Consider the following 12176-nt stretch of genomic DNA (forward strand, 5'->3'; position numbering starts at 1 on the left):
GGTGTAACGGCTTTTACGAACCGCATTTGCATAACGGGCGTCGCGGGTGCTGGCGTAGGCGTCGGCACCCGCATCGACATCACGGCCGCTACTAGCGCGCCTTCGATCGCAAGTGCAGCGACGATCGCGATCGACATTGCGTTGCGGGCTCGTGGCCGTGACGTCTCGGTCGGCCACAGCGCGCCACGGGGTTTTCCGGGGATACTCATGTTCATTCTGATTGACTCCGGAGGCTAGTCCACATCGGTCGCGAGCGCGACTGAACTGATCCCCGCAGAGCGCACCAGATCCATGGTTTTGATGATCGTTTCATATTCGACCCCCTTGTCCCCTGCGATCGTGACATTGACCTGCTTCGTGGCCTCCATGTCCTTGAGGCGTGCTGTCAGTTGCGGCGCAGAGATGTCATTACGGTCGAGGTGCAATTCTCCGTCCTTTTCCACGCCCACGGTCACGGCGACCGTGTCGAGCCGCGCAGCCGTGGACGATTGCGGCAATTCCAGTTTGAGGCCAGTGCCCTGGATCATCTTGAGCATGACCAGCATGAAGAAGACCAGCAGGAACATCATGATGTCGATCATCGGAATGATCTCGATCCGCGGTTTTTCGTCATTGCCAAAGTAGTGAGCCCGATGGTTTCTCACGGTGTTCTCCGGTATGTGGGGTGGTCGCGGTTCACGCGGCGAGCCGCGAGACGAGCATGGACTTGATGAGATCCATTTGCAGAAGAACCATCCGTACCCGCTTGTTCAGGTAGTTCAGCGCCACGACGCCCACGAGAGCAATCGTCAGGCCGCAGGCAGTGGCGATCAGTGCGTGGGCAATGCCGCCGGACACAGCCATCGGGTCGCTGGTTCCCGACGCGCCCAGAATGTTGAACGAACCGATCATGCCGATGATGGTGCCCAGCAGGCCCAGCAACGGCCCAAGCGTCACAGCGGTATCCAGCACCCACAGATTGCGGTCGAGCTTTCTCATCTGGAACATGATGCTTTCTTCGACTTCGCGCTCGAAGTGTTCGGCCGGTTGGCCCTGCAATTCGATTGCGGACTTCATCAGTTCGCTTTGTACCGATCCCTGGTAATGGTGAATCAGTTTCTGGACGTCGTCGGCCCTTGCCCGGCCGACCTGCTTGAGGTCGTATTCCAGGCTGCTGCCTTTGCGCACAGAGGTGCTAAAGAAGATAAGCCGTTCGATGATGATGGCGAGCGCGGCCAGAAAGATCAGTGCCATCAAAGGCAACAAGCCGAATGACTGAGCCGATGAATCGATAATGCTGCGAAGCATGGTGCTACCCTCTACGTTGTGTCTTGAATGTGTCACCTTCCGACGTTACCGGCGGTATCGCCGTTGCGATGCCGCCGGTGGCGCGGTTGAGGCAGTGGCTATACGTTAGTTGCCGACGCTCTGCGGCTTGCGTTGTGCGACCAGTACGTTGAACGTGTCGGGTACGACGCTCGCATGCGGATGCGGATTGTCGGCCGTCACAGCGGGGGCCGAACCGAATTTCGAAGACACCAGGAATACGCGGTGAGTGTCGTTGTCGAGCGCCATCGACTTCGCGCCCACTTGTGTCGGCACGTTCTGCAGCACGGTGTAGTGATCCGCGTCGTCTTCATGCACCACGGTCAGCGTTCCATCCGCGCCGTTCGAACTGAACGCGGTTTTGAGCACCGGGTCGAAGGCGGCGGCATCTGGATGGCCGCCGATCGGCAACTGGGCCACCTGATGCCCCGAGCGAGCGTCGATCACCATCATCCGGTTGTTGGCGCAGACGGTGAATAGCCGTTCGGCCTTCGTATCGATTGCGAGTCCGGACGGCCCTTCGCAAGGCGCGATCGACCAATGAGCGAGCACCTTGTTCGCTTTGCCGTCCATTGCCACGATCTCGCCCTTATCTTCGACGTTGACGAAGATTCGACCGTCGTTGTCGGCCGCGAGCGATTCAGGCTTACCGCCGACAGGCATCGTCGCGACGACCTTGCGAGTGGCGGGGTCGATGGCGCTGACACTGTTGTCATGGCCATTGCTGACATAGAGGCGCTTCAGGTTGAGCGCATACATGATGCCGTCAGGGTCAGGGCCACCCGCTTTGATCGTGTCGACGGTTCGCAACGTGTCGAGATCGACCACCGTAATGGTGTCGGCACGGCCGTTGGTGATGAAGCCGAGCTTCTGGTTCTGGACAAACGCGAAGCCATGCACGCCATCGGTGTTTTCGATCTCGCCGACCAGCCTGCCCGTATCGGTATCAACGACCTGGACATGGCTGGCGCGGCTGATAAACAGGTGATGGCGAACCGGGTCATACCCAACGTAGTCCCAGCCGTCTGTGCCACCCAGCGTATAGTGCTTCGCGACTTCGAACTGCGCGTGCTCGGCGACCGGTGCAGCCTGCAGCGCGCCGCACAACAACGTCGACGAAAGACCGACTGCCATTGCAGATTGCACAAATGTTTTGAGTTTCATTATTTTCAACCGTGTTAAGAAAGTTATTCGTTGATCGTCACGCCGACCATCACGGTCGGGCCGTAGAACTCGCGCTGGATTGGACGGTCCGGCGACCCCTCGTAGAACTTCAACGGCGTGTTCAGGATGTTGCGCACGTCGAGATAGATGCCCACATCCTTTCTGATCTGGTAGCTGCCGCCGAAGTCGAGCGAGAAGCGCGATGCGGTGTAGACGTCGGTTGCAGCAGAACTGCCCACTGCCCACAGGCTCTTGCCCACATAGGAGGCCGACAGGCGCATGTCCAACGGACCACGCTCGTAGAACACGCTGGCGTTATACGAATTGCGCGGACCAGATGGCAGCGTGTGGTCTTCACCCGGGCGAATGTCCAGGTGTGAATTGGTCCATGTCCAGTTCGCGTCCGCGCCCAGGCCGCTCAGGAATCCCGGCAACTGCGTGAAGTGCTGCTCATAGTTGGCGGTGATACCTCGTACACGTGCCGACGAGACATTGGCAAAGCTTACGAGCTTGATGGGGCCCGAATACCCCTGGAGATAAGGCGAGCTGAAGACGGTGGATGTCTCGCCCACGACGTAGTCGGACATTGACTTGTCGAACGCGCCCAGCGAAATGATTCCGCCATGCGGCAAATACTTCTCGAACTGAATATCGAAGTTCTGTGAAGTGGTCGGCTTCAGGTTCGGGTTGCCGGTGGTCACAGTTCCCGTCCCCGGATCGGCCATGACCGACGCACTGCTCTGGGCAAAGCCCGGACGCGCGATCGTGCTCGAATAGATCGCGCGACCCACCAGCGTCGGCGTGAAATCGTAGCGCAACTGCAGGGACGGAAACAGGTTGAAGTAGTTGTTCGACGTCTGGTTTGGCGTGACGGAGCTGCCGTTGATCAGATTGCCGCTGAACGCATCCTGCGTCCATTCGCCGCGCAGACCCGCCAGCACCCCCAGACGGCCCCAGCCGAACTGATACTGGCCATACATGCTATAGATGTTCTCGTTGATGGCCGAGAACGCGGCGGCGTCCTTCAACGGGTTACCCGTTACGTTGCCGTTGGCCGCAGCGGCGCCATAAATGCCGCTCATGACGCCATCGCTGATGGACGGCCCAATGTTGTACATGCCGTTGTAGAAAACGTTCGGCGCGCCGAACACCGCCTGCGACAGCGGGATTCCCGCGGCCGGCGAGTACGTGTAGTTGCTCTGCGCGCTGGCGAAGGTCATTCGGCGCAGGCCAGCGCCGAACTTGAACTGTTCGTCATCGGCACTCGTGAAGTGAGTCGGCAGCGTGTAGTTGACGTTGGCCGACCACTCATTGGTCTTGACGTACTGCGACGAGTTGACGATCTGGCCCAGCGTGTAGCCGGCGGGATTAGCCGGGTTCGGACTTGACACGATCGATTGCGTCGCGAAGTCAGAGCCGGGGTAATACGTCACTGTGGCCGGGGCGCCGTTGTTGAACGTCGAATTCAGGTCGTACGGTTTGTCGTAGGTTCCACTGGTGAAGCCGGCGCGATAGTCGATCTTGCCGGGCCCGATCCTGTTTTCACCGCCCAGCGCAAAAAGTTGCGTTCGCAGCGTCTCCTTCTCGTCGCGCAATCCCTTCGCATAGGTCGCCGTATCCGTGAGCGTGCCGTCCGCATTCTGGACCGGATTGCCAGTGAAGTTGGTCTGGAGATCTTGCCGGTTCACGTTCTCCGTATAGCCGAAGTTGTAATAGCGGAAATACCACTTGTTGTCGGCGTTAGGCTGAAAGTCCAGTTCGCCGCCGTAGCCAAGGCGCTTGCGATGATAGTTGTAGTAACGCGGGTCGGTTTGCGCGTAGGCCTTGTTCGGTACGCCGGGCGCATCGACATAGGCGTTTTCTTCGTCGTCGACGCCGCGGTGGTCCTGGTTGTAGGCAAAGGTACCGATGAAGGTGAACGGCGCGTCGGAATATGACGTGATGCCCGAGCCGAGACCGGCAATACCGTGCGCGCCGAAGCGCGCACCCGCTGTCATCTCGACATCCGAAACTGTGCTCCCGCGCAGCGTTTCGACACCTGAACCGAGCTTGGCATCCAGGAACGGCTTGCCCGAAGCGGGCAACGTGCGAGGCGAAATGTCGATCGTGCCGCCGAGCGCATCGGCATCCTGTTCGGGCTTGTTGGTGTTGGTCACGAGGATCTGCCCGATCATGCCGGCCGGAATCGTATCGAGCGCGACAGCACGCCCCCCGTTCTGGGCCGAAGCCGGGTTGGTCGGCGGCAGGTGGATGCCGCCGAACGTGGTGCTGTTCAGGTTGGTGTCGAGGCCGCGGATATTGACATAGCGGCCTTCTCCGGAGTCCGTCTCGAGCGACACGCCCGGAATGCGCGCAGCGGCTTCAGCGGCGCTCACGTCGGGGGCTTTGCGGATGTCGTCGGCGGTCCGGATGGTCACCATGTTCGGAGCGCTCTGCTGAGTCGCACGTGCGACGACGTTCGCGGTGCGCTGCGACGCGACGGTCACGTGGTCGAGCGAGGCAACCGGTGCGTCCACGATAACGTCGTCGTTTGTGGTGTTGTCCGCGCGCGCCACCACAGTCCGTTCGACCGCGGATGAGCGACTGGGCGTGACGACCAGTGTGTATCTGCCCACCGGAAGCCCGGTGAAACGAAAGGCGCCGTCAGCCGAGGTGGTGGTACTTGTCCCCGTCTCGCGAATCTGAACTCGAGCGCCGGCAAGCGGACGCTTGTTCGCGCTTGTCAACACGTGACCCTGCAAAGTCGCCATGTCCGCTGCATGTGCGACGGTCATAATTGTGCTACTCATCAATCCGACCAACAACCCTGCCATATGCCTGTGCGGCATGTTGATTCTCCATCAATCGTTGCAAACATCCCGACTGGTTGCCCACGTCTGTAGTGTCAGGACTGTGAAAAGTTCGGCACCTTCTCGAAAATTGCGCCGTGTAAACAGCTAAATAGGATGACTAAAATGATTCAAGCCGCCTAACTAGCGCAGGTATTCATCGACGTTGATCGGATCGACATCATGAATCGCATGTCCGACGCGCTCACCTTCGCCGAGGGAGACGTTTTACGGAACTACTGTGACGCTAGCGTGTCATCGTTGGTAATGAATGCGGAAGTGTAGTCGTCATGTGACGACATTGTTTTTAGTCGGTGTACGCTCTGTTTTTGAGCGTGACAGACCTATAAAATGGTGGGTAGATGTTGTGTCGATGTTGCTTCAACATGATATGAGTGGAATGATGTACGATAAATATCTTCACTTGACGATCATTGATTGAGCCGGCGGATGGTGGCCGGGGAGGCGGCAAAAGCTTAGACACCACCGTGTTCTCATCGCGCATATGCTTGCGAGAGGAGGGTGCGGATATGCATTTGTAGTGTGGGTCACATGTCATCTCAGTCACGCGGAGATGACGGCTCCGATGGAAGATGACGAACTCGTAATCGTCGCTTAACAGTTACGACACCGGCGCAGGCGAGAATGGGCGTGTTCCGTTCGCAAAGCGATGCATTGGGAAACACTTCAATAGGTAGACATAGACATGATGTTGGTTCGTCGGCAATTTCCCTTGGCAACTGCACTAGCGCTTTGCCTGTCTGTCTCACTCGGAGCGTATGGTGATGAAGCCGACGTCACGTCGAGCGTCGCAACTGCCTCGGTACCACGGCCCCAGGATGGAGTGCAGACGGCTACCCCGATCAAACATCTTGTCGTGATATTTGGCGAGAACGTTTCGTTCGATCACTACTTTGGAACATACCCGAATGCGCTGAACCCGGCAGGTGAGCCGACCTTCAGCACATTGCCCAATACGCGACGGATCAACGGGCTACTGGACGGGCTACTCAGGTCCAATCCGAATTCGACGAACGCCGCCAACGGCTCCGGCGCTGCAGATCCATTCCGTCTCGATCGCTCGCAGGCGCTTACGGCGTCACAAGATCACGCCTACAAGCCGGAGCAATTGGCATTCGATAGTGGCGCGATGGACCTGTTTCCGAAATACACCGGCCGCACCTCGGCAACAGGCGGCTCGAGTGCCTTGTACACAAAGGGGCTCGTGATGGGGTATTACGACGGCAACACCGTTACCGCGCTGTGGAACTATGCGCAACACTTCGCGCTAAACGACAACTCGTTCGACACGACGTTTGGCCCATCCACGCCTGGTGCGCTGAACCTGATCTCCGGGCAGACGAATGGGGCGACGGTGGCACCCGCGAATACGAACAATCGGAACATCGTTAGCGACGGCGCCGACGGCCTGACAGTCGTCGGTGACCTCGATCCGACGGGCGACGTCTGTTCCAAGGGCACGACAATCAGTATGCAGGGGAAGAATGTCGGCGACCTGCTGAACGCGAAGAATATCTCGTGGGGCTGGTTTGAAGGTGGCTTCGACCTCGGCGCGAGGAATGCGAACGGAACGACCGGCTGCGCGCGCAGCTCATATTCGCCGGTGGTGCAGGGCTATAAGGTCGACTACGTGTCGCATCATCAACCGTTCCAGTATTACGCGTCCACCGCTAATCCGAAGCACGAGCGTCCCGCGTCTGTTGCGGCAATCGGCACCAGCAGTGACGGTGGCGCAAACCATCAATATGACATCGACGACTTCTACGCGGCGGTGAGCGCGGGGAATTTCCCTGCCGTCAATTTTCTTAAGGCGCCGGCGTACCAGGATGCGCACGCGGGCAATTCGGACCCCCTCGATGAGCAGGCGTTCGTGACGAAGGTAATCAACTTTCTCCAGCAACAGGACGACTGGAAGAGCACGGCGGTCGTGCTCGCCTACGACGATTCGGACGGCTGGTATGACCACGTATCTCACGTCGTCAACGGATCGACAAGCACGCAGGATGCGCTCAACGGTCCGAATACTTGCGGCCGAGGCACACCGCTCGATGGGCTAACAGGTGTACCGGTGCAGGGCCGCTGCGGGTATGGTCCGCGTCTCCCGCTGCTTGTGGTCTCGCCGTACGCGAAGGCAAACTACGTCGATCATACGCTGACCGACCAAACTTCTGTTCTTCGCTTCATCGAAGACAACTGGCTGAGCGGGGTGCGCGTTGGGCAAGGTTCATTCGATGTCATGGCCGGCACAATCAATAACATGTTCGACTTCGGCTCGGCTGAGAACTCCAAGTTGTTTCTTGATGCAGTGACCGGCCAGCCACTGCGCTAGTCGACTGTGTGTGAAATTGAAAGAATCCCGGTTATCGGCCGGATTCGCGGACCGCTTCGTTCACCGGATTGCCGGAGCGAAAGCGCTGCCGGTATTCGACGGGACTGATCTGAAGCCGGCGGCTAAACGTGCGCCGAAGTGTATCCGCGCTCTCAAAACCGCAACGCTTCGCGATTTCGCCGATCGGGTGGCGGGTGCTTTCGAGGTAGCGGCGCGCGGCGTCGATGCGCGCGTCGTTCAGGAATGCGATGAGACTGACGCCGCATTCCTTGGTGAAGATACGGGACAAATTGCGCGGACTCATTTTGAGCCGACGCGCAAGCGACGTGGTCGTATGATTCAGATGAAGATTGTCGAGCAGGTACTGCTGAATCGACTGGATCTGGGAATCGCTGGCGGCCTGGGTTTCCAGCAACGGGCTGAACTGCGACTGGCCGCCTGCGCGGCGCACGTACACGATCAGATACTTCGCGACGTCGAGCGCCATTTTCCTGCCGAAGTCCTCTTCGATCATGACCAGCGCGAGATCGATGCCAGCGGTCACGCCTGCGGTCGTGTAGAGGCGGTCGTCTTTTACATAGATCTGGTCGGGTTCGATCTTCGCCTTCGGAAACATCGACGAAAGACGCGTGGCGTCCATCCAGTGTGTCGTGACCGTCCGGTTATCGATCATGCCGGCGGCGCCGAAAGCAAAAACGCCGTTGCAGATAGCGGCGATCCGCCTGGTACTCTTGTGCTGCTTCGCGAGCCATTCGCTGAGCGTCGAGTCTTCGAGTACTTCGAATACGCCGAGGCCGCCGGGCACGATCACCGTGTCGAAATGCGGACACGGATCGAAGATGGTCCGGTCCGGCATGACCGTCAGCCCGCTGGAAGACAGCACGCTGCCTCGCGTCGTTCCGATCGTCAGCATTTCGTATTCGCACGCCCCCTGACTGAGGATGCGGACCTCCGCAAAGGCGTCTTTGGGGCCCGCGATATCGAGCAACTGGAATCCGGGGAACAGGACCATTCCGACGGTGATCTTGCGCATAGGTGTCAGTCAAAATGGAGCCGAGGCTGGCGCGACGCATGCCGCATGCGCTCGCTTAGCGGCTCGTTTCGAGTTCGTCGAAGCGCCGGGTTCGGTAAAGCACCATCGACACGAGCCAGCTCGCGGCGAAGATACCAATGATGACGTAGCCCAGCGTGCCGAAGTTGTCGTTCAACGTACCGATAGCATCCCACAGCTTGCCTTCGAGCTTCAAGTGGTCAGAAATCAGGCCCAAGGCCTCGATCGTGCCGACCAGCAGCGCGACCGCGACCGACACCAGCGTGATCGTCATGTTGTAGTAGATCTTACGAATCGGCTTAAGATACGCCCAACCGTAGGCGCCGAGCATCAGGTGACCGTCGAGCGTATCGACCAGCGACATCCCTGCGCTGAAAAGCGCCGGGAACACCATTACCGCCCATGGCGAAATGCCGCGCGAAGCCTGCGACGCGGACATGCCGAGCAGGCTCACCTCGGTCGCGGTATCGAAACCCAGTCCGAACAGAAAGCCCAGCGGGAACATGTGCCAGCTGCGCGCGACGAACCGAAACATCGGACGAAAGATCCGCGCGAGGAAGCCGCGATCGGCCAGCAGCATGTCGAAGTCGTCGTCGACGTAGGCGCCCCCTGCGCGTACGTGGCGCCATGCCTGGAAGATCGATTTCAGAATCAGTAGGTTCAGGAACGCGATCACGAACAGGAAGACGGTCGATACCGACGTGCTGATCAGTCCGCCCAATTCCTTGTATTGGGCAAAGCGCGTGTTCAGCACGCTTGCGACTGCTGCGACCGCGAGCGAGGCGATGACGATGATGGTCGAGTGACCGAGCGAGAAAAATAAACCCACGGCGACAGGGCGTTTCTTTTCCTGCATGAGCTTACGGGTCACGTTGTCGATCGCGGCAATGTGATCGGCATCGACCGCATGGCGCAAGCCCAGTCCGTAGGCGATGAACGCGGTGCCGAGCAGGACCGGGTGGTCCCAGAACGAAGCGAACGCCCAGATCCACGCGGCGGCATTAGTCGCCAACAGCAGGCCGTAGATGCCGAAGAGCTTGCGCTGGACCTGCGGATCGGATCCGGTGAGTACATTGGACAGTTGCTTGAGCATGGTAGATATCCTGATGAAACTTCGTTATGCGATATCGCGGGCGTTCTGATCCGAACGCCGGAAGCAAGGGCGCGGCTCAGTTGCTGGACGGACGCAACGCGCGCAGCTTCAGCGACGCCATATCTGTGGCCGACAGCACGCCAGCCTGCGCCACGGTCTTTTCGAGGGCGAGCAGAAAGCGCTCGTAGTAATCCCACGGCGGTTGCCCCGCGCAGTATCCGTCTTCCCATTCGGCGATCGACTCGATGAGATTCTGACGGAAGTCTTCCCACTCGAAGTGCCCCGCCTTCGACAGCGAAAGCGCGATCCCGAATACCTGCCGTTCCCATGGCTTGTCGAACAGCAGTTTGCCTTGCATGCGCGGTGGGGAGTCCGGATGTCCAAGCATGCAGGAGGCGGCATATTCCTCGAACCGGGTAAACATGATCAGACCGCCGGCCGCGGCGATGCAGAAGGCGAGGGCACCAGCGCCACACCCATCATCGCTTCGGGTGTGACGAGCGCGGCAAGTTCTGCTTCGCTCATGCCTTCGGTGCCGGCGGGTCGCTCCGGGATGACGAACCAGCGGATTTGCGCGCTGCTGTCCCATACCTTGACTTCTGTATCGTCCGAAACTGGTACGCCGAACTCCTTCAGCACGGCGCGCGGTTCGCGCACGCCGCGCGCGCGAAACACCGGGTCCTTGTACCAGTAGGGCGGCAGACCGAGCACGGGCCAGGGATAGCAGGAGCAGAGCGTGCAGATGATGAGGTTGTGAACGCCGTCGCCGTTGGCGACGGCGGCCATGTGTTCGCCTTCCGCGCCTTCCATGCCGGCCGGCAAGTCCATTTCCGCAATCGCCTTCGGTGTGTCTTCGACAAGGCGTTCCCTGAACGCCGGATCGATCCACGCGCGCGCCACAATTTTTGCGCCATTGAACGGGCCAGCCATCGTTTCGAAATGACTGAGCACGGTATCGACGGAGTCGCTACCCAGCACGCCTTTCTCGATCAGAAGCGCTTCGAGCGCCCGTACCTTGGCCGCGCTGGCGGCCTCGCGCTCGTCGTCGTATTTGAAAAGTTCGCTCATGTTAGTTCCGTACCAGATAATGGGTGTAGAGATTCAGTTCGATGCATCGAGATACGCTTCGTATAGATCGGCGTAGATCGTCGTGTTAGGCTCGCTCTTGTCCTTGCCCCAGATGTCCTCGGCCTTGAATGCAACGCGATAGACGGGCATTGGCTCGCCGATGCCGTCGGGCCCGGTTGAAACGAAGTAGGAGTAGGCACCTGGATAGACGAGGTCGATCACACCGCGCTTGTTGCGCAGGTAGCCCGGCAAACGCGTGTGATCGACGGCGGCCGGATCGGCTATGCATACCCCGGCACCGGGTTCGAAACGCGGTGTCTGCTTCAGTGCGTTCAGCCCCGAATCGCCTTTTGCGAGGTAGTCGTTGATCTGCGAGGCAATTGCCGGATTCGGCTGTGCAGGCAGCGGTGCATCTGGATGGGCGCGGTAATGCGCGGTCTTCTGCGCGAGTTCGTCGGCCGATACATAACCCTGATCGACGAAGAATTGCGAGATCCCCATCAGCCACTTTTCGTAGTACCGGTATTTGAAGTATTCGAACGGCTGCATGCCTTCGGCGCCGGTGCGCAGCGACGCCCAGGTCCACGTATTCCTGAACGTGCTAGGCAGCGTCGCCACCGGGTACTTTGGCAGCGCGTCCGACAGATGCGTGCTTTCCGCCATCATCACCGTATGAATGCCGAAAATGCGCTTCTCCCATGGTTCGACGAAAACCCGTGTCTCGACATTGACGGGTCCGAGGTTTTCGAGCCCGCCAAGGCTGTGCTGTAGTTTCATGGTGTGCGGTTCCTGAAGTGTGAGGTCAGTTGAGTTGAGGCTGAGGCTTGTGGCTCAGTGCTTCGCCGAACGCTTCGGAGACGATGCCGAAGACGGCGCCGGTGACGAGTGCGGCGGCGGCCACCAACGCGGGGTTCTGGATGCCGACCGTGGTGATTGCCTTACCGGTGGTGACCGTGGTGCCGACTGTCGAAGCGAAGCCCCACACGACGGCGGGCAGCACATTGAGTAGCTTCAGTTTCGACACCTGTACCATCGTCGCACTCCCGACACCGACGCAAATCGCTACGGCGAGCGGCGCCGGGCCGGTATTGGCGATCGCCAACAGCGAGAGCGACGCGATGGCCAGCCCGGCGAGGTTCGATGCGACGCTCTGCATGAAGCCGCGCGGGCCGCCGCCGACCACGAAGAACGACGCCCACGCGATAAACGTGACCCACACCGGGACCGGAAACACCGTTGCCGTGATGTAGGTGTCGACGACGGCGAGCACGCCGATACTGACGGTAAGCGCATCAGTCTTCTTCATTGCAGACTCCT

Annotated in this window: 12 protein-coding genes; 2 read left to right on the forward strand and 10 right to left on the reverse strand. The window is 59.5% G+C overall.

Translation table 11 applies throughout. The features are described 5' to 3' along the window. On the forward strand, positions 1–237 hold a 237-nt coding region (locus tag FSO04_RS47250), incomplete at its 5' end, for a hypothetical protein (protein WP_206753082.1). Here the strand turns inward: FSO04_RS47250 and FSO04_RS28890 are convergent. From FSO04_RS28890 to FSO04_RS28905, 4 genes are all read right to left on the reverse strand, one after another. Continuing rightward, on the reverse strand, positions 234–644 hold the full coding sequence (locus FSO04_RS28890; protein WP_168435882.1) for an ExbD/TolR family protein: 411 nt from the start codon (positions 642–644) through the stop codon (positions 234–236). The two genes, FSO04_RS47250 and FSO04_RS28890, sit on opposite strands and share 4 nt — an antisense overlap. 31 nt (positions 645–675) lie before the next feature. Next, positions 676–1287 carry a MotA/TolQ/ExbB proton channel family protein gene (locus tag FSO04_RS28895; RefSeq protein ID WP_154564923.1) on the reverse strand — a complete coding sequence of 204 codons (612 nt, stop codon included), beginning with the start codon at positions 1285–1287 and terminating at the stop codon, positions 676–678. Positions 1288–1392: 105 nt separating this feature from the next. Beyond that, positions 1393–2469 carry a YncE family protein gene (locus FSO04_RS28900; protein WP_154564925.1) on the reverse strand — a complete coding sequence of 359 codons (1077 nt, stop codon included), beginning with the start codon at positions 2467–2469 and terminating at the stop codon, positions 1393–1395. Between the two features lie 23 nt (positions 2470–2492). Beyond that, the gene (locus FSO04_RS28905) at positions 2493–5258 is read right to left on the reverse strand and encodes a TonB-dependent receptor (RefSeq protein ID WP_166618267.1); all 2766 of its coding nucleotides are present in this window, start codon (positions 5256–5258) and stop codon (positions 2493–2495) included. Between the two features lie 748 nt (positions 5259–6006). On the opposite strand from FSO04_RS28905, the gene FSO04_RS28910 reads away from it, so the two are divergent. Further along, positions 6007–7647, forward strand: coding sequence for a phospholipase C (locus tag FSO04_RS28910; protein WP_154565006.1), 1641 nt, complete (start codon positions 6007–6009; stop codon positions 7645–7647). A gap of 31 nt (positions 7648–7678) precedes the next feature. Here the strand turns inward: FSO04_RS28910 and FSO04_RS28915 are convergent, their stop codons facing one another. The 6 genes from FSO04_RS28915 to FSO04_RS28940 form a co-directional block, all read right to left on the reverse strand. Continuing rightward, positions 7679–8680 carry a GlxA family transcriptional regulator gene (locus tag FSO04_RS28915; RefSeq protein WP_154564929.1) on the reverse strand — a complete coding sequence of 334 codons (1002 nt, stop codon included), beginning with the start codon at positions 8678–8680 and terminating at the stop codon, positions 7679–7681. A gap of 55 nt (positions 8681–8735) precedes the next feature. Then, positions 8736–9791, reverse strand: a complete 1056-nt coding sequence (locus FSO04_RS28920; protein ID WP_154564930.1) for a HoxN/HupN/NixA family nickel/cobalt transporter — start codon at positions 9789–9791, stop codon at positions 8736–8738. Positions 9792–9867: 76 nt separating this feature from the next. Further along, positions 9868–10215, reverse strand: a complete 348-nt coding sequence (locus FSO04_RS28925; protein WP_154564932.1) for a nitrile hydratase accessory protein — start codon at positions 10213–10215, stop codon at positions 9868–9870. Positions 10216–10217: 2 nt separating this feature from the next. Next, positions 10218–10859, reverse strand: coding sequence for a nitrile hydratase subunit alpha (gene nthA, locus FSO04_RS28930; RefSeq protein WP_154564934.1), 642 nt, complete (start codon positions 10857–10859; stop codon positions 10218–10220). Between the two features lie 33 nt (positions 10860–10892). After that, on the reverse strand, positions 10893–11636 hold the full coding sequence (gene nthB, locus FSO04_RS28935; protein WP_154564936.1) for a nitrile hydratase subunit beta: 744 nt from the start codon (positions 11634–11636) through the stop codon (positions 10893–10895). Between the two features lie 25 nt (positions 11637–11661). Further along, positions 11662–12165, reverse strand: coding sequence for a DUF1097 domain-containing protein (locus FSO04_RS28940; protein ID WP_154564938.1), 504 nt, complete (start codon positions 12163–12165; stop codon positions 11662–11664). Positions 12166–12176: the final 11 nt, after the last annotated feature.

The sequence above is a fragment of the Paraburkholderia madseniana genome, assembly GCF_009690905.1.
Classification (GTDB): Bacteria; Pseudomonadota; Gammaproteobacteria; order Burkholderiales; family Burkholderiaceae; genus Paraburkholderia; species Paraburkholderia madseniana.

Excerpts from the sequence above, each read along its gene's own strand:
- FSO04_RS28895 (WP_154564923.1), bottom strand. The coding sequence starts at position 1,287 with ATGCTTCGCAGCATTATCGATTCATCGGCTCAGTCATTCGGCTTGTTG.
- FSO04_RS28900 (WP_154564925.1), bottom strand. The coding sequence starts at position 2,469 with ATGAAACTCAAAACATTTGTGCAATCTGCAATGGCAGTCGGTCTTTCG.
- FSO04_RS28905 (WP_166618267.1), bottom strand. The coding sequence starts at position 5,258 with ATGAGTAGCACAATTATGACCGTCGCACATGCAGCGGACATGGCGACT.
- FSO04_RS28910 (WP_154565006.1), top strand. The coding sequence starts at position 6,007 with ATGTTGGTTCGTCGGCAATTTCCCTTGGCAACTGCACTAGCGCTTTGC.
- FSO04_RS28915 (WP_154564929.1), bottom strand. The coding sequence starts at position 8,680 with ATGCGCAAGATCACCGTCGGAATGGTCCTGTTCCCCGGATTCCAGTTG.
- FSO04_RS28920 (WP_154564930.1), bottom strand. The coding sequence starts at position 9,791 with ATGCTCAAGCAACTGTCCAATGTACTCACCGGATCCGATCCGCAGGTC.
- FSO04_RS28925 (WP_154564932.1), bottom strand. The coding sequence starts at position 10,215 with ATGTTTACCCGGTTCGAGGAATATGCCGCCTCCTGCATGCTTGGACAT.
- nthA (WP_154564934.1), bottom strand. The coding sequence starts at position 10,859 with ATGAGCGAACTTTTCAAATACGACGACGAGCGCGAGGCCGCCAGCGCG.
- nthB (WP_154564936.1), bottom strand. The coding sequence starts at position 11,636 with ATGAAACTACAGCACAGCCTTGGCGGGCTCGAAAACCTCGGACCCGTC.
- FSO04_RS28940 (WP_154564938.1), bottom strand. The coding sequence starts at position 12,165 with ATGAAGAAGACTGATGCGCTTACCGTCAGTATCGGCGTGCTCGCCGTC.